At 64.8% G+C, this 16,899-nt stretch carries 18 protein-coding genes; 5 read left to right on the top strand and 13 right to left on the bottom strand.

The annotated features are described in order from the left end of the window. Positions 1 to 229 precede the first annotated feature (229 nt). From ACZ9H4_RS03620 to ACZ9H4_RS03645, 6 genes are all read right to left on the bottom strand, one after another. Entirely contained in the window at positions 230 to 1,183 is a 954-nt protein-coding gene (locus tag ACZ9H4_RS03620; RefSeq protein WP_476118249.1) for a 3-hydroxyacyl-CoA dehydrogenase family protein, read from the bottom strand. 105 nt (positions 1,184 to 1,288) lie between these two features. Then, the gene (locus ACZ9H4_RS03625) at positions 1,289 to 1,588 is read right to left on the bottom strand and encodes a hypothetical protein (RefSeq protein ID WP_476118250.1); all 300 of its coding nucleotides are present in this window, start codon (positions 1,586 to 1,588) and stop codon (positions 1,289 to 1,291) included. A 415-nt stretch (positions 1,589 to 2,003) separates the two neighbouring features. Beyond that, positions 2,004 to 2,162 (bottom strand): hypothetical protein, encoded by a 159-nt coding sequence (locus ACZ9H4_RS03630; RefSeq protein ID WP_167335652.1) that lies wholly within the window; start codon positions 2,160 to 2,162, stop codon positions 2,004 to 2,006. Positions 2,163 to 2,357: 195 nt separating this feature from the next. Further along, on the bottom strand, positions 2,358 to 2,666 hold the full coding sequence (locus ACZ9H4_RS03635) for a hypothetical protein (RefSeq protein WP_476118251.1): 309 nt from the start codon (positions 2,664 to 2,666) through the stop codon (positions 2,358 to 2,360). A gap of 252 nt (positions 2,667 to 2,918) precedes the next feature. Beyond that, complete coding sequence (locus ACZ9H4_RS03640) at positions 2,919 to 4,280, bottom strand: hypothetical protein (RefSeq protein WP_476118252.1); 1,362 nt, start codon at positions 4,278 to 4,280, stop codon at positions 2,919 to 2,921. A 134-nt stretch (positions 4,281 to 4,414) separates the two neighbouring features. Further along, positions 4,415 to 5,101: an MgtC/SapB family protein gene (locus tag ACZ9H4_RS03645; RefSeq protein WP_408141781.1), complete on the bottom strand. Its 687-nt coding sequence runs from the start codon at positions 5,099 to 5,101 to the stop codon at positions 4,415 to 4,417. Between the two features lie 306 nt (positions 5,102 to 5,407). On the opposite strand from ACZ9H4_RS03645, the gene ACZ9H4_RS03650 reads away from it, so the two are divergent. Together ACZ9H4_RS03650 and ACZ9H4_RS03655 are read left to right on the top strand one after the other, a co-directional pair. Continuing rightward, positions 5,408 to 6,517: an AGE family epimerase/isomerase gene (locus ACZ9H4_RS03650; RefSeq protein WP_408326707.1), complete on the top strand. Its 1,110-nt coding sequence runs from the start codon at positions 5,408 to 5,410 to the stop codon at positions 6,515 to 6,517. Positions 6,518 to 6,572: 55 nt separating this feature from the next. Next, entirely contained in the window at positions 6,573 to 6,896 is a 324-nt protein-coding gene (locus ACZ9H4_RS03655) for an HNH endonuclease (protein WP_408141782.1), read from the top strand. A gap of 130 nt (positions 6,897 to 7,026) precedes the next feature. Here ACZ9H4_RS03655 and ACZ9H4_RS03660 read toward each other — a convergent pair whose 3' ends face one another. Then, positions 7,027 to 7,302 carry a hypothetical protein gene (locus ACZ9H4_RS03660; RefSeq protein WP_408141783.1) on the bottom strand — a complete coding sequence of 92 codons (276 nt, stop codon included), beginning with the start codon at positions 7,300 to 7,302 and terminating at the stop codon, positions 7,027 to 7,029. 220 nt (positions 7,303 to 7,522) lie between these two features. Between ACZ9H4_RS03660 and ACZ9H4_RS03665 the strand changes: the two genes are divergently transcribed. Further along, entirely contained in the window at positions 7,523 to 7,726 is a 204-nt protein-coding gene (locus tag ACZ9H4_RS03665) for a cold-shock protein (protein ID WP_102632542.1), read from the top strand. A gap of 112 nt (positions 7,727 to 7,838) precedes the next feature. Here the strand turns inward: ACZ9H4_RS03665 and ACZ9H4_RS03670 are convergent, their stop codons facing one another. Then, a complete protein-coding gene (locus tag ACZ9H4_RS03670) occupies positions 7,839 to 9,461 on the bottom strand; it encodes a methyl-accepting chemotaxis protein (RefSeq protein ID WP_476118253.1) in 1,623 nt (540 codons plus the stop codon). 267 nt (positions 9,462 to 9,728) lie between these two features. Between ACZ9H4_RS03670 and ACZ9H4_RS03675 the strand changes: the two genes are divergently transcribed. Together ACZ9H4_RS03675 and ACZ9H4_RS03680 are read left to right on the top strand one after the other, a co-directional pair. Then, complete coding sequence (locus ACZ9H4_RS03675; protein ID WP_121320099.1) at positions 9,729 to 10,163, top strand: PaaI family thioesterase; 435 nt, start codon at positions 9,729 to 9,731, stop codon at positions 10,161 to 10,163. 248 nt (positions 10,164 to 10,411) lie between these two features. Further along, entirely contained in the window at positions 10,412 to 11,764 is a 1,353-nt protein-coding gene (locus tag ACZ9H4_RS03680; protein WP_476118254.1) for a pyridoxal phosphate-dependent decarboxylase family protein, read from the top strand. Between the two features lie 96 nt (positions 11,765 to 11,860). Here the strand turns inward: ACZ9H4_RS03680 and ACZ9H4_RS03685 are convergent, their stop codons facing one another. The 5 genes from ACZ9H4_RS03685 to ACZ9H4_RS03705 form a co-directional block, all read right to left on the bottom strand. Continuing rightward, positions 11,861 to 12,709 (bottom strand): ureidoglycolate lyase, encoded by an 849-nt coding sequence (locus tag ACZ9H4_RS03685; RefSeq protein WP_408326622.1) that lies wholly within the window; start codon positions 12,707 to 12,709, stop codon positions 11,861 to 11,863. 53 nt (positions 12,710 to 12,762) lie between these two features. Next, positions 12,763 to 13,506, bottom strand: a complete 744-nt coding sequence (locus ACZ9H4_RS03690; protein WP_408141787.1) for an SDR family oxidoreductase — start codon at positions 13,504 to 13,506, stop codon at positions 12,763 to 12,765. 74 nt (positions 13,507 to 13,580) lie between these two features. Further along, positions 13,581 to 14,411, bottom strand: coding sequence for an amidohydrolase family protein (locus ACZ9H4_RS03695; protein ID WP_476118255.1), 831 nt, complete (start codon positions 14,409 to 14,411; stop codon positions 13,581 to 13,583). Positions 14,412 to 14,418: 7 nt separating this feature from the next. Continuing rightward, entirely contained in the window at positions 14,419 to 15,459 is a 1,041-nt protein-coding gene (locus ACZ9H4_RS03700; protein WP_476118256.1) for an aldo/keto reductase, read from the bottom strand. Between the two features lie 99 nt (positions 15,460 to 15,558). Continuing rightward, complete coding sequence (locus ACZ9H4_RS03705; protein WP_408154530.1) at positions 15,559 to 16,869, bottom strand: UxaA family hydrolase; 1,311 nt, start codon at positions 16,867 to 16,869, stop codon at positions 15,559 to 15,561. Between the last annotated feature and the right edge of the window lie 30 nt (positions 16,870 to 16,899).

Consider the following 16,899-nt stretch of genomic DNA (forward strand, 5'->3'; position numbering starts at 1 on the left):
AGATGAGCGCCAGGGCTCGAAACGACGGGGTTTGAGCGCCGCGCGCCGACCCATGGGTTGGCGGGGCGGATGGCATCGGTCAATCATGCAATGCGGCGCGGGCAATGCCGGTACAACGCAGGTAAAACGTACCTCGACGCAGGGTGCGCCCAAGGCGAACTTCTCGGCGCGCGCGTTCGGCCGCGCTCGTTTGTGTTCACTCCGTTCGTGCGCCTGCACCAAGCCCGCATCAACCGCGGCTGATCACGCGCTTGCGTCCTTCCTTGACCCGCGCCAGACGCTCGTCGTCCCACTCATGGAAGCCGGCGCCGCTGCGCACGCCGACACGCCCGGCATCGACCTGCTGACGCAGCAGGTCCAGCACGTCCTCGTCTTTGGCAAGCTCCGGCATCAGATGCGAGGAAATGTCGAGGAAGGTGTCGAGCCCACCCATGTCCGCGCCTTCGAGCGGTCCGACGATCCCCCAACGGCGTCCCAGCGACGCCTTCATGACGCGGTCGACCACATCCGGCATCGCCGCGCCGGAGCGCACGATGTTCAACGCCTCGCGCAGCACCGCAAACTGCAGGCGGTTGCCGACGAAACCCGGAATCGCCTTCGCCAGCACCACCGGCTCCATGCCGATCGCGCTCATCAGCGCAGCGGTGTGTTGCGTGACTTCCGGCGCCGTCGCTGTGCCCGGCACAACTTCGACGAGCGGAATCATGTGCGGCGGGTTCCAGAAATGCGCGATCAGAAAGCGCTCTTTCGCACGCAACGGCGCGATCAGTTGATCGGGCGGAAAGCCGCTGGTGTTGCTCGCGAGAATCGCGTCATCGGCCAGCAGTTCGGTCAGCGCCGCATACAGGCGATGCTTCAGTTCGAGCACCTCGGGAATCGCCTCGATCACGAATTGCGCCGACGCCATCACGTCGAGTTGCGCATGGGTTTCGATGCGCGCGAGCGCCGCGCGCTTGGCCGCCGCGTCGATCCGCCCGGCGTCGATCAGTTCGTCCAGCACCGCTTCCGCTTTCGGCGCGACGCTGGCTAGCCGCGCAGGGTCGACGTCGTGGACGATCGTCCGGTGTCCGTGCAGCGCGCTTTGCGTCGCAATGCCGACGCCCATCAACCCCGTGCCCACTACGCCAATTGTTGCCTTGTCCACGCCGCTCTCCTGCTGCCGTCGATAAAAGCGTTCAAGCATAGCGCAGCGCGCCCGTTTGCAAGGCCGAACGTGACAAAGCCGGTCTTCCGCGAGGAAGGACCGGCTTTGTGGACAGCACGCCGCGAGGCGCGGCGCCGTCATGCATTAACCGTGATGCGGCGGACGATGGTCGTCGTGATGACGCGGATCGCGGTCGTGCGGGTGATTGTGCATCCACTCGTCGTGATCCCAGTAGCGGTGGCCGTCGTAGTAACGGTCGCCATGCCAGCCGATGTCGATCGACACACCCACCGGCATCATGTGCGGCTGACCATACACCGCCGGGCCGTAGCCATTCTCGACGGTGACGCGATCCTGAGCGAAGGCGCTGCCGGCTGCGAGCAACGCGCCGCCTGCCAGCAGGGTTGCAATGATCGAACGCGATGTCTTGTTAAAGGTTTTCATAGTGACCTCCCATCAAAGTTTTGTTTCAAGCCAGCGCCGGTGCTCGTTCGAAGGATCGAACCCGACGCCGTACGCTTGAGAGCAACTTTAGCGACGCAAACCGCCTGAAGACGTGAGCACTTGTAAGCGGGCATTTCAGAGATGGGGCCGGATGACGGCGCCGTCGTTCCGCGCTCTCCCCCGTCCACAGGGGCGGGCGTCGCGGGCAAGGCGCGGGAAGCGTCGGCTGGATGTCAGCCGCCGTTACATTCATTTCGTCGGAGAAATATTCGGCAAGGGATAGGCGGTCCGAATCGCCCGAAAAACAAAAGGCCACGGTACGCGTTTCGCGAACAGTGGCTTCAATATGGCGATGCGCACCCGAAGCGCGCGTCCTTGCGCGGTGCTCCGCGCTCAGGACGGTCAGCTGGACTTTTTAGTCGGTCAGCTTGACGCCGAACAACGTAGCTTGCGCGCGGCGCATACGCTCCGATTCGCGGCTACGCGCTTCGTACGAGTAATCCGAATCCATCGGCAGGTGGGGCGACGCAAAGAGGTCGCTGACCTTTTGGAACAGTGCAAAAATGAAGCTCATGGCGACTCCCGGTTGGTTACTGCATTTGCTAGGGTTTTCCCTTAAGAAGAAGTATAGGGTTTTCCCTTGGGGAAAAGCTAGTGCAACGCAGCAAATATTTGGTGCGGTGGGATGTCGAGGGTGATTTACGCCATGGTGCGTTGCATCATGACAACGTCCCTCTTTTCGGAAGTCCGGGTCGAAGGCATTTGACTACTACTGCAGAGTTGTCGAGGCCGCCTTGCGACTTCGCACCGGTTTCGCGCGCGGCGCGTCTTTGCGCGGATTGGCGATGGCAGCGTCGACTGCGCCGGCCGCCGAGTGGTCCACGCGCAGCAGGGTCGCGCTGTTCAATGACACGATCAGGCCCGGCAGCGTCCGCGCGGGATTGTCCTGCGGTTTGACGGACGCTCCCGTCGCCGTAAATTCGACGTTCAACGCCCAGTGGCCCTCGTGGATGCCCTGATCGCGCAACAGTGCGGCCAACAGCTCCTCGATTGAATATTTGTGCTCGCTAGTCGGCATGTTGGCTCCCGTCAGAAGATGCGCTGGCGTGCCCGGTCCGGCTTCGCAGCAGCGAGGAGAGTGTAAAACGCAGAGGGGAGCTGCGACGGGGCGGCGGGGACTGGGTGCCTTACCGCGCCTATCTGACGGGATGAGATTGGCGCGGCGGTAGATTCGAGACGCTGGCGTGGAAACTGGCCGCCGCTGCCGGCTATCGGCTATCGGCTATCGGCTATCGGCTTCGGCTTCGGCGGCAGCGGCGGTGACTGATATTCAGCCCGGGCTAACTGCCCTGGTCCTATACCCATGCAGGGTTCGCGCGGTGTGCTTGCCATGAGCCGTCGTCGCGCCGCCGGCTTGCTGAGGCGCGGCGGCTGGCGTCGCAACCGCCGCCGAAGCAGCATTGGCCGCCGCCGCGTTGGCCACCGCAATGTGCGAATCGAGCAAGCTGGCCATGGCCGCCTGCTGGTTCTGCATCATCTGTTCGATGCGGTGCTGCTGAGCGGTCGTTTCGCGCGTCAGGCGCATCAGAAGCAATGTTTGCGTGAGGCCGATTGCAACCGTCGCCAGCAACGCGCCCACCACGATCGACAGCATCCATTTCATGCGGCGCGAATGATCGGTCGCGGCGCGGCGCTGATCGGCAATCACGCCGTAGAGCGCGTCGACGGTATCGGCAAAGGCGGTTGCCCGTGCGCGATCGAGTTCCGGCGCGGCGCGCAGCGCGGCTGCCGCCGCTTCCGCCCGCTGCGCCTCCCGCCACGGCGCGGCGAACGCGGCGGCGGCGTCCGCTGCGGACGCCGCCGTGCTGGCCGACGGCTTCGCCTTCACATCGAGCCCGGCAGGCTCAGCCGATTCGGCGGATCTAGCAGACGCCTCGCCCACCCCCACCGTTACACCATCCCCGCCCTTGCTCACAGCGTCAACGTCAGCCACGGCCGCATCCCGCGAAGCCGTCGCTGCTTTCGCGAAAGTCGCAGCGAAGCGCTGCGGCGGCTTGCTGCCGCCCGACTTCGACGCGGCCGCCGGGTCACCCGCCGTGCGCGGTTCTTCCGCCTGGCGCAGCGCGGTCACGCTGCGCGCGACGGTCGCAGCCGCCATCGCGGACGTGAACGGCATCGCCAGATCGCGCCCCGCCACGGCCGGTTTCTCATCGGCGCTCGCTTGCGCCGCGGGTTTCGCGTCCGCCGGAGCCGTTTTTTCGCCGACGGGCAAAGCCGCCAGCGTCGACGGCTCGATTTCGAGTCCGCTCAATTGCGCGTTGACCGGCACCGGCTCGTCCGTCCTCGCGGCGCGAGGCGCGCGGCGCGCAGCCTTCGCGTCCAGCAACACGCCATCGCCGGCGTCGATCGCGCCGACCGCCGCCAGCACGACATCGGGTAGTTCGAAGCCATCCAGCGTGCCTTGCCGGATGTCGATATTCATCGCTTCCAGCGTCGCGCGGGTGGGATCGTCGGGGAACAGGTCGAGCGTGCTGTCGTCGCGGGACGCGCCGCTCAGTTGCGCGAGGCGTTGTGCCGAGCGCGCGGCGCGCGCCAGTTTGTTTTCGGTTTCGGTCGAGACGGTGGCCTGACGCCGCTTTTTCGAAGCGGCGCGCTGAGGCTGGGACTGCCTGGTTGCTACGGAATCTGCCATAGAGAAAAAGAGCGGTCGTCGCCGTAAAGCGGGCGCCGAGCACCGCTCGTCAATGCCACTGGAATTTTTCGAGCCCGCATTGTCGCATGGCCGCCCGCCCCCGCCGAAGCCATTCTCCGACGATTTTCGCCATTTCAGGATGACGCCTCGTCCTGCCGGAACTGCCTGACGCCATGCAGTTGACGCAAGCGCGCGCAGATCGCTTCATATTCCGTATTCGACACGCGATGGAGCGTGATCATCACCTCGTCGCACTCGGGCGTCTCGTCGCTTTGCTGCATCACGAATTGCTTGACGCGCGGGCTCGCCGCGCCGAGTTCGTCGTGCAGCGAGTGAAACGTCATCGCGCCGCGCTCGACGATCATCGTCAGCTGGCGCCGTTGCTTGACCGTGATGAAGCGGCGCTCGAGCGGCTTGATGCCGGCGAGGATGATCAGAATGATGATGGTCGCCGCGATCGACGCCGTGTACAGTCCGCCGCCGACCGCAAGGCCGATCGCCGCGACCGACCAGAGGCTCGCCGCCGTGGTCAGTCCGCGCACGATCTCGCCGCGCAGCAGGATCGAACCCGCGCCGAGAAAGCCGATGCCCGAGACCACCTGCGCGGCCATCCGCGACGGATCGAGCACGACGTGATCGCCGGTCAGCACCTCGGCGAAGCCATACGCCGACACGATCATGATCAGCGCCGAGCCGACGCAGACCAGCATATGCGTGCGCAGGCCCGCCGCCCACGAGAGCCGCTCCCGCTCAAAGCCGATCACGCTGCCGAGCGCCGCGGCCAGCACCAGGCGGGAGATGAGTTCGAGATTCCCCAGCATTGTTTTTTCTCCTTATCAGAAATTATTCGAAGCGGTTTTCGCACCCGTGGCGGCGTGTTCAGCGCGACCCGTTTGCTTTATGCTAAGCCGCGTGCGGGTTGCGTCGAGTGCGGGTTGCGTCGAGTGCGGGCTGCGTCGATGTTGCGTCGGCGGAATGGCGCGTGATTGCCGAGGCAATGCTGCGCCGTCGGCGTGCAAACCGGGTAGCATCCGCACTCGCCGCCGACCGGAGCGGCCACCGCGCCGCCGCTCAGACCGGACCAGCTCCGTGGACGCTCCGGCATCCCCCGCTTGACCAACCTGACCATACCAAGCATGAACCCTCCCGCCGCCTCGACGATCGTCCTCGCCACCGCACTGCGCGATCACTTCACGAGCGTCGTGCTGCCCATGTGGCGCGGACCGGGATTCAACACCGCGCTCAAGCTGCCCTACGAATCCCTCAGCGCCGAGGATCACGCGCCCCTGCCCGCCGAACGCTATCGGGCGATGGCTTGCGCGCGGCAGCTGTTCGTATTCTCGCAAGCCGGCGACGCGGAGCATGCCCAGGTGCTGTTCGACTCGTTGAGGCATACCTTTCAGGACACGGTCCACGGCGGATGGTTCTACAGCGTGGACGCGCACGGCGCGCCGCTCGACACCGCCAAAGATCTGTACACGCATGCGTTCGTCGTGTTCGCGTGTGCGGAATACGGGCGGCGTTCGGGCAATCGCGACGCACTGGCGCTCGTGCACAGCACGTCGGCGCTGATCCAGTCGCAATTCGCCGCCGACGGCGATCTGTTCAACGCCACGCTGAGCGCGGACTTCGACAGCGTCACCGGTACGCCGATCCAGAATCCGCTGATGCACCTGACCGAAGCCTGGCTGGCCGCCTGCGAAGCCACGCGCGACAACGTCTTCGGCGCCGCCTTGCGCCGTCTGGCCGGCGCGGTGGCGCATCACTTCGTCCATGAGCCGACCGGCTGCGTCGCCGAATTGCCGATCGGCGCGAGCGATAACCGTCTCGAACCGGGCCACCAGTTCGAATGGTTCTGGCTGGTTCGGCAGGCGGGCGCGCAGTTCGCAGGGACCGGCCTCGACGAAGCGCTCACGCGCGCGTTCGCCTTCGCGCAGCAGCACGGCGTGGACCCGGCCACGGGCGGCGTGTGTGCATCGCTCGACGAAACCGGCGCGATCAAGGACGCCACCCAGCGAATCTGGGCGCAAACGGAATATCTGCGCGCGCTGGCTTGCCAGGATGATCCAGCTGCGCTCGCCGCGCTGCCACGGCAAATCGAACTGTTCGAGCAACGCTTTCTACATCCGCGAGGCTGGTCCGAGTGCAAGACGCCGGCCGGCGACGTGGTGCGCGCCGACATGCCGTCCACCACGCCCTATCACCTCGCCACTGCTTACGCCGGCTTGCCGGCCTGAGCGCGGCGGCCAACCGCCGCGCGGCGCGAGCCCGTCCACTACCTGTCTCGCGGCCATGGCCAGGAAACTCGCCGAACCCTGGTATCACGCGCCGCCGGCGGAGGAAATCTGCCCGCTTTGTGGCCGGCCGATCCCGCCGAGCCAGCGCGACCTGCATCATTGGGTGCCGAAAACGAAGGGCGGCAAGGAAGTGGCCGCGTTGCACCGCATCTGCCATCGGCAGCTCCACGCGCTGTTTTCGGAGACCGAACTGGCGCAGCGCTTTTCGACCGTCAATGCACTGCTTACCGACGAAGCGGTGCGCAACTTCGTGCGCTGGGTTCGTACCAAGCCAAATGATTTCTACGAGCGAAGCCGCCGCAGCGCGAGGAAAGGCTGAGGGCCTGAGCGGCAAAGAGCGCGTGAAACGGGGTGAAATGCGGATGAAGCGCGCCCCATCGCGAAGCCGGCTGAGCGCCGGCTGCGAACTCACAAACGGGGGCCGACGCTAGGGCCGACCACCCGGTCGATCAATATTCTTCGCGTTGCCAAGGTCCCCAATCGGCGCCGGAAGATTTAATACGCATATAAGTTGCGCTGTGGCCGGTGGGAATATCCGACGTGTCGCCGTGCGGCTTCTGATCGGTGATGTGAAGGGCAAAAGCCTGGCGGTCTTCGGTATCGACGGTGATTCGGCCGACCGGGTCCAAGGCGCCCTCTTGAGGAGATTTAGACTCCAATATCGCGAGATAGGGGGTCAAACGACTCCAGAACGACGTAAGTTCTTCCTGCAAATAATGTGTCAATGTTTTTCCTGGAAGAGTAATACACGCAGTTTACCCTACCGGGCGGAACACCCTTCCAAATGCTTTCCGGAGCCTCAAAAAGGCCGATGCGGGGGAATACCCGAATACGGGTTGATTGGCGTCCGTCATAAAGACGTGATACAACTCTCACTTCGCGCTCGATCTCGTGTTGAGAAAAAGCGGGTCGCGAATGCAACACACAACATTTACTGGATCAAAAATGGCAACAGGTACTGTGAAGTGGTTTAACGATGCAAAGGGCTTTGGCTTCATCACGCCGGACGACGGCGGCGAAGACCTGTTCGCACACTTTTCGGAAGTTCAAGGCAGCGGCTTCAAGTCCCTGCAGGAAAACCAGAAGGTGTCGTTCGAAGTTAAGCAAGGCCCGAAGGGCAAGCAGGCTGCAAACATCCAGCCGGCCTAAGTACCTTCAGGTACTTGAGGCACCCTTAGGCGCTTGCGTCTGATGCAAAATGGCCCGCGTTCGCGGGCCATTTTCTTTGCTGCCATGCCTTCTTTTTGAGCGCCTGCGTGGTTTAAATCGCGCGCATTCCGAATAGCCCGAATTCTGGAACCGGCCCGCGCATCCCATCGAGCTGTTGCGTGCGCAACACAGTTTCAGAAATTTCGAACACGGATACAGCCTGTTTCAATTGCTGCGTCTGTTGATGCAAGGATGCCGCCGCCGCCGCGGCCTGTTCGACGAGCGCCGCGTTCTGCTGCGTCATCTCGTCCATCTGCACCACCGCCTGATTCACCTGCTCGATGCCCGTGCTCTGTTCGAGCGACGACGCGCTGATTTCCGCCATCATCTGCGTGACGCGCGAAATCGACGCCGACACGTTGCTCATGGCCTCGCCGGCATGCTCGACCAGCGCCGAACCGCCCTGAATCTCCGCGACTGATTCGCTGATCAAAGTCTTGATCTCTTTCGCCGACTGCGCGCTGCGCTGCGCGAGACCGCGCACCTCGCCCGCCACCACCGCGAAGCCACGGCCCTGCTCGCCCGCGCGCGCCGCCTCGACGGCCGCGTTCAGCGCGAGGATATTGGTCTGGAACGCAATGCCGTCGATCACCGAAATGATCTCGGCAATCTTGTCCGAGCTTTGCGCGATGCCGCGCATCTTGTCGACCACCTCGTTGACCACTTCGCTGCCTCGCGACGTCGCTTCGAGCGCAGTCTCGGCGAGCGCATTGGCCTCGCGCGCGTGATCCGCGTTCTGGCGCACCGTGGCCGTCAGTTCCTCCATGCTCGACGCGGTCTCCTCGAGCGAAGCCGCCTGGTTTTCGGTGCGTGCCGACAGATCGGCGTTGCCGGTGGCGATTTCGTCGGCGCCGAGGTAGATCGAGTCGGCGGATTCGCGCACGGTCTGCACCGTGCGCGCCACGCTCGCCTGCATTTTTGCGAGGCCCGAGAACAGCCGGCCGATTTCGTTGGTGCCGCGCGCGGCGATCGGCTGGTCGAGGCGCCCTTGCGCGATGCGCTCGAAGTGCTGGCCCGCTTCCTCCAGCGGCGCCACCACGCCCCGGCGCAGCCCCGTATAGACCGCGAAGGTGCCCGCCACCAGCAATACCAGGATCACGATGCTGACGACGCGAAACGTCGCCATGCGGGCGTCGATCGAATCGAGCGATGCGCGGCTCGCCGCCTCGCCGAATTGCACGAAGTTGTGTGACTCGGCGAGATAGGCATCCTGGAACGACTGGGTCGGCTGATCGAGGAAGGCCTGAATGTTGTTCGAGTCGAGAAACTGCACGAGTTCGGCGAGGGCGTCGTGCAGCTTCTTGTAGCGCTCGGCGAGCGCCGTGGCGCGGGCGCTGTTTTCGTCGCTCGTCTTCTGCGCACTCATGAACGCGCCGAACGACTGGTCGGCTGCCGTGAGCTGCTCGCGCGCGTGCTGCACGATGTCGGTCGGCTCCGCGCCGCCGCGCACCATGCGCGTGCCGGCGCGCGACAGGTTGATGCGGGCGTCCATCAGGCGCTGGGTCGTCTCGTTGACCGCGTCCACCTGCTTCAATGCGATGTTCGACAGATCGCCGACGTCGTCATGAGTACGGGTGAGCGACCAGAAGCCCAGCCCCACCGTGACGAGCTGGAATACGCAGAACGCGGCCAGAACACATAACAGGCCGGAGGCGACTTTGATCTTGCTGAACATCGTGAATCCTGAGGGCAAAGAATAACGGGAGCTACGTCAGGGTTAACGGCAGGGTCGCGTTCAGCTTGAGGCCAATTTCATTAAAAATCGGCTTACAACCCCTTTTCATCGGCCAACGTCATGATTGCGGCTGTTTCCCACAACAATACGCCGCACATTTTTCCGAATCACCTTGACGCGGTGCATTCACGCTTCCTAGAGTGGGTAGGGACTGCACGACGCAGGCCAGTGCAGATGCCACCACGGGCCTCGCCCGAAGGAATCACGATGACCGACCTCCTCGACCGGGCGCGCGGCGCACTGCATGCCCAGCCGTTCAGCATGTTGCTAGGCGCCGAGCTGATGCATACGGGCACCAGCGAACTCACCCTGAGTTTGCCGATCCGCGATGAGTTGCGGCAGCAGCATGGCTTCGTGCACGGCGGGGTCATCAGCTATCTCGCCGACAATGCGCTGACGTTCGCCGGCGCGCTGTCGCTCGGGCCGAAAGTCGTGACCGGCGAATACAAGATCAACTATCTGCGCCCGGTAGTGAACGGCACGTTGGTCGCGCGCGCGAAGGTCGTCTATGCGGGCCGGCATCAGGCCACCTGCCAATGCAACGTGTACGTGATGGACGGCAACCGCGAAAAGCTCGTCGCCGTCGCGCAAGGCACGGTCAACCGGATCGGTGAAAACGGCGAACACGAACCGGCGGGATAATCTGACGGGATTGCTTCGGCGCGGGACGGGTCTCGCGCGATCGCGCATCCTCGCTGATGCGGGATCGTGCGCGCGCATCCTCGCTGATGCGGGATTCGTGCGCGCGCATCGAACCGGCCAATTCACCTATTACAAGCGCAATGACGCCGAGTTGCGAAAGCCCCGCCGCACCCTCGCCCCCATCTCTGAACGAACGCTCGATCCGCAGACTTGCGCGACACCCCTCTCTCACCCTTTTTAGGAACCCTATGGACGAATTCGCTCTCGCCGCCGACGCGGACCGGCGCGCACACGCTTATCTCGCGGGCATCGGCAAGCGCCGCGTGTTTCCGGACGCGGCCGCGCTCGCGCAGCTCGCCGCCTTCGACGAAGCGTTGCCCCTGCACGGCCACGCGCCCGCCGACGTGCTGCGCCTGCTCGACGAAAGCGGGTCGCCGGCCACGGTGGCGTCGAACGATCCGCGTTATTACGGCTTCGTGATCGGCGCGGTGCTGCCGGCGGCCGCGGCGGCCGAGCGCCTGATGGGCGCGTGGGACCAATGCGCGTCGACCTTCGACAACTCGCCGGCGGCCGCCACGATCGAGAAGATCGCGGCGCGCTGGGTGCTCGAGGTGCTCGATCTGCCGCGCGAAGCGGCGATCGGCTTCGGCACCAGTGCGACCGCATGCACGCTCGTTTGCATTGCGGCCGCGCGGCGTGCGCTGCTCGCGCGCAAGGGTTGGGATTTCGATAACGATGGGCTCAACGGCGCGCCGCCGGTGCGCGTCGTCATCTCCGAGATGGCGCATATCACGGTGAAGAAGGCGTTGCGCGTGCTCGGTTTCGGCATGAAGCGCGTGATCGCCGCGCCGGTCGACGAGCATGGCCGCATCGACCCGGCCCGCCTGCCGGCGCTCGACGATATGACGATCTTCTGCGTGCAGGCGGGCGAAGTGAACACCGGCGAATTCGACCCGTTCGCCGACCTGATACCGCGTGCCAAAGCGGCAGGCGCATGGGTCCACGTGGATGGCGCGTTCGGCTTGTGGGCGCGCGCGTCGTCACAGCGGGCGCTGACGGAGGGCATCGACGGCGCCGATAGCTGGACCACGGACGGCCACAAATGGCTCAACACGCCTTATGACGGCGCGATGGCGATCTGCCGCGATGCGCAGGCGATGTCCTCGGCGATGAACAGCGACGCGGTCTACCTGAGCGGCGCGCACGACGCGCAGAAGAATCTGACCTTGGAGTTCTCGCGCCGTCCGCGTGGCATACCCATCTGGGCGGCGCTGCGTTCGCTCGGGCGCAGCGGCGTGCAGCAGATGGTCGATCGGCATTGCGCGCAAGCGTCGCGCATCGCCGACGGCTTGCGTGCCGCGGGTTTCGACGTGCTGAATCGCGTCGTGCTGAATCAGGTGCTGGTGCGGGCAAAGACCGACGCGCAGACGGTCGCGATTCGTGAAGCGGCCCAGGCATCCGGCGAAACGTGGTTCGGCGGCACGCTCTGGCAAGGACGGCCCGCGTTTCGTATCAGCGTGTCGTCGTGGCGCACGCAAGACGAGCACATCGACCGCCTGGTCGAGTTGCTGGCGCGGCTGCTCGCGGCGCAGCGCGCCTGATCGCGGCGACACGAACGACGCAAGCAAAAAGGCCGTTCCCGCCTCACGCGGGAACGGCCCTTCACATTGGCAACGCAGTTAAACCAGGCGCGCGAATCACTCCGCAGCGTAAGTCTTCTGCGTCTGCTCGCCGAGACCTTCGATACCCAGGCGGATCGTCTGACCCGGCTTCAGGAACACAGGATTCGGCTTCACGCCCATGCCGACGCCCGGGGGCGTGCCGGTCGAGATCACGTCGCCCGGCTGCAGGCTCATGCACTGCGACACGTACGACACCAGCTTCGCGACGCCGAACACCATCGTCTTCGTGCTGCCGTTCTGGTAACGGTGGCCGTCCACTTCGAGCCACAAGTTCAGGTTCTGCGGATCGGCGACTTCATCGCGCGTGACGACCCACGGGCCGATCGGGCCGAACGTGTCGAAGCCCTTGCCCTTGTCCCACGTGCCGCCGCGTTCGATCTGCCATTCGCGTTCCGACACGTCGTTGATCACACAGTAGCCGGCAACATGGTCGAGCGCGTTGGCTTCGTCGACATATTTTGCCGGCTTGCCGATCACCACGCCCAGTTCGACTTCCCAGTCGGTCTTCTTCGAGCCGCGCGGAATCTCGACGTCGTCGTTCGGGCCGCAAATCGCGCTCGTCCACTTGTTGAAGATGACCGGTTCGGCCGGCACCGGCAGATTCGATTCGGCGGCGTGGTCCGCGTAATTCAGCCCGATGCAGATGAACTTGCCGATGCGCGCGACACACGGCCCGAGGCGCGGATTGCCTTCGACCACCGGCAGCGAAGCCGGGTCGAGCGCGCGCAGCTTGGCGAGACCTTCATCGGTCAGCGCGGCGCCGTCGAGATCGCCGATCACCTTGGACAGATCGCGAATCTTGCCTTGCGCATCGAGCAGGCCCGGCTTTTCCTGGCCTTTCGGCCCATAACGAAGCAGTTTCATCGTGGTACTTCCCTTTTACGTTCAGTGATATTCGGTTCGTCAATCAGTGCGCGTCAGTTCGACCAGCCGCCGTCGATCACATGCGCCTGACCCGTCGTGAACGACGACTCGTCGGACGCGAGATACAGCGCCAACGCCGCGATCTCGTCGGGCTTGCCGACGCGGCCCATCGGCTGACGCGCGACGAACGCCGCTTGCACGGCGTCCACCGTCGTCCCTTGCGCCTGAGCCTGCGCCGCGATCCGCTGTTCGAGCGACGGCGAAGACACCGTACCCGGGCAGATTGCGTTACAGCGTACACCACGCGTGACGAAATCGGCGGCAACGGCCTTGGTCAGTCCGATCACCGCGGCCTTCGACGCGCCATAGGCAAAGCGGTTCGGCACGCCCTTCACGCTCGACGCCGCCGACGACATGTTGATGATCGAGCCGCCGCCTTTCTCCAGCATGCCCGGCAAAAATGCGCGGATCATACGGTACATCGCCTTCGCGTTCAGGTCGAACGCGAAGTCCCAATCCTCCTCGCTGCATTCGAGAATCGAGCCGGCGTGCACGAAGCCCGCGCAGTTGAACAGCACGTCGATTGGGCCGACCTCGGCGGCCAGCGCCTTGATCGCCGCGGCGTCGAGCACGTCGAGCTGACGCGCCTCGACCGGCTTGCCCGCCAGTCCGTCGATGCGGATGTCCGTGGCGATCACGCGCGCGCCTTCGCGTGCGAAGAGTTCCGCGGTGGCGAGACCAATGCCTTGTCCTGCCGCGGTGATCAGGGCCGTTTTGCCGGCCAGTCTTTGTGTCATCTACGACTCCGTGTGAATGGGCTGCTTATAGGCTGCTTGTGTCCTGCTGGTTGTCCTGTCTACGCTTCCAGAAATCAAAGCCGGTAAAACGCGGCGGCGTTCTCGCCGAACACCGCTGCACGCTCGGCGTCGCTCAACGACGCGAGCAAGGTGGTCGCGACCGAATGCCAGAGCAGATAGTCGCCGTTCAGATCGAGCACCGGCCAGTCGCTGCCCCACATCACACGCGCCGGGCCGAACGACGCGAGCAGATGGTCGACGTAAGGCCGCAGCGTGTCCTCGGTCCAGCCGGGCGACGCTTCGGTCGCGAGACCCGAGAGTTTGCAATGAACTTGCGGCAGGCTTGCAAGCCGCGTGATCGCGTCCTTCCACACCTGGAAGCCCGCCTGGCGATACCGGATCGGCGGCTTCGCGCCGTGATCGACGACGATGCGCAGCGTCGGAAAACGCTTCGCGAAAATTTCGATGTATTCGACGTGACGCGCGTAGATCAGCGCGTCGAACGCGAGGTCGTGCGCGATCAGCGCTTCGATCGCCGGCGCGAGATCGGGGTTCGCGATCCAGCCGTGGTCGGGCAGGTCCTGCAGCATCGGCCGCACACCCTTGAACTTGGGCTCGCGCGCGAGTGCTTCGATCAACGCAGGCGCATTCGGCAGCAGCAACGGCACCCAGCCAACCACGCCCGCGATCGACGGCTCGTTGCGCGCGAGGTCCAGCAGGTAGCGCGTTTCGTCGATGGTCGGCGCGGCCTGCACCACCACCGTCCGCTCGATGCCTGCCTGCTCGCGCAAGGGCGTGAGATCCGCCGGGCCGAACGGCCGGTACAGAATTTTCAGCTCCGGCGTGAGCCACTCGTAGTCGCCCCGCGCGGGGTCCCAGTAGTGCTGGTGGGCGTCGATCAACATCGTCGAGTCAATCCTCTGGCGCGGGTGCGCGCGCGTCGAGCAAGCCTTCGTCGCGCAGCGCGGACCACAGGCCTGCGGGGATCGGCAGCCCGAACGACGCGACGTTCTCGCGCAATTCGTCGGCACTGCGCGCGCCGGTCAGCACGGTGGCGACCGCCGGATGCGCATACGGAAACTGCAACGCGGCGGCGGCAAGCGGCACGCCATGCGCGCGGCACACCGCCTCCAGCCGCGCGACGCGCTCGATCACTTCGGGCGGCGCGTCGCCGTAGTTGAATTTCAGATCGCCCGCGACGCCGCGCGCCAGAATGCCCGAGTTGAACGCGCCGCCTAACAGGATGCTGACACCGCGCGCTTCACAGGCGGGCAGCAGGTCGTCGAGCGTGGTCTGTTCGAGGAGCGTATAACGGCCCGCGAGCAACGCGCAATCGATATCGAACTCGGCCATCGCGTCGAGAATGACCGCGCCTTCGTTGACGCCGAGCCCGACCGCCTTGATCGCGCCGGTCGAGCGCAACCGGTCCAGCGCGCGGAAACCGCCGCCTTCGGTCAGTTGCCGCCAATAATGGGGATGCTGGTCGCCGTGCGTGATGCGGCCGATGTCATGCACGAGCAGAATGTCGATCTCGACGATGCCCATGCGCTGCTGGCTGTCTTCGAACGAACGCATGATGCCGTCGTGCGTGTAGTCGTAGATCGCTTCGAAGGGCAACGGGTTTTGCCAGCCTTCGCGGTCGTCGAAGGGCGAGGTGCGCGGCACGAAGCGGCGGCCCACTTTGGTCGACAGCACGTAGTCGCCGCGCGGATAACGGCGCAACGCGTCGCCCAAGCGATGCTCGGCTTTGGTGTTGCCGTAATGCGGCGCAGTGTCGAAGTAGCGCACGCCGGCGTCCCACGCGGCGGTGATGGTCGCGTGGGCCTCCTCATCCGACAGATCGCGGTACAGGCCGCCGAGCGGCGCCGTGCCGAGACCCAAACCACTCACCTGCAATGTGCCGCGGCCAATGCGGCGCCGCTGGCCGATCTTCGATGCGATCGTTGCCGTCATTGAGCGCGTCTCCTTGTGTCGACCGGAGCGAGTGCTTCAGCACTGACTCCGGTCAATTTCTATTTTTACCATGCGCGGACAGGGTTTGCCCACTGCGTGTCAATGCGGCTCGATCGCGACGACCCGTTGCACCGGCGCCCCACTCGATGGCAAGCAGGCAGGCCCAACCGGCTCGAATGTCTTGTAAACCAGAATGAATTCCTGATGCCCGAGCATTTCCGATTTCGACGCCGCACCACGCGCCACCGCGACCGTTTGCTCGAACACTTCGCGGCCGACTTCATCGAGCGTGCCGCGCCCTTCGAGAATCCGGCCCGCATCCACGTCCATGTCGCCGGAAAGATTGCGATAGGTCGCCGGATTCGCGCACACCTTGATAACCGGCGAGATCGCCGAGCCGACCACCGAGCCGCGCCCGGTCGTGAACAGAATCACATGCGCGCCGCACGCGATCAGCTCGCCGATCTCCGCGTTGTCGCTGATGTTCGGAAAGCCGAAACGCGGCTCGCCGTCCGGCACCACGTCGAGCAGATAAAGGCCGCCGGTCGGCGGAATGTCGCCGGGTTTGATGATGCCGACAATCGGCGACGCGCCGCTTTTCGCATACGCGCCGAGCGATTTCTCTTCCTGCGTGGTGAGACCGCCGTCCGCGTTGCCGACCGCAAAGCTGCCGTGTCCGAGTATCGAGTAATAGCGCGCCGCCTTCGCGACGCACTCGACGATTTCATCGCCGAGTTCCGGCCGCGCCGCGCGCGTCTTCATGTGGAACTCGCAGCCCACCAGTTCGCCGGTTTCCTCGAAGATGCAGGCCGCGCCCGCGTCGATCAGATGATCGAACGCGCGGCCCACCGCCGGGTTCGCGGTGATGCCGCTCGTGCCATCCGAGCCGCCGCAAATCGTGCCGATCACCAGTTCGCTGAGCGCCATCGGCACCTTTTGTTGCGCGGCGAGTTGCGCGCGTGTGCCGCGAATCCAGTCGACGCCGTATTGAATCGTGCTGCGCGTGCCGCCCTTTTCCTGGATCGTCAGGACTTCGACGGGACGGCCGCTCGCGCGCACCACGTCCACCAGATAATGCTTGTTCATGCTCTCGCAACCGAGCGACACGAACAGCACCGCGCCCACGTTCGGATGCGTGGTGAGCCGCTCCAGCATCTTTTCCGCGTACCCGTTCGGATAGCAGCCGGGAAAGCCGATCAGATGCACGGGCGGCTCGCGTTCGGCCGACGGATCGTCGAACGCGTCGAGCGGCTCGCGAAACTGCGTGACGATCTCGCGCGCGACGTGATGCGCGCACTCGACCAGATACGCCACCGCGACCACGTTGCGGATGCCCTTGCGGCCGTCGCTGCGCAGATAGCCTTGCAGCATCGGTTGCTGCGCGGCGCTTGCTAAGGAGATGTCAGTCATGATGGTTCCAGCGGCACAACAGGCCGCGTG

It is taken from the genome of Paraburkholderia sp. TE9906 (assembly GCF_056279605.1).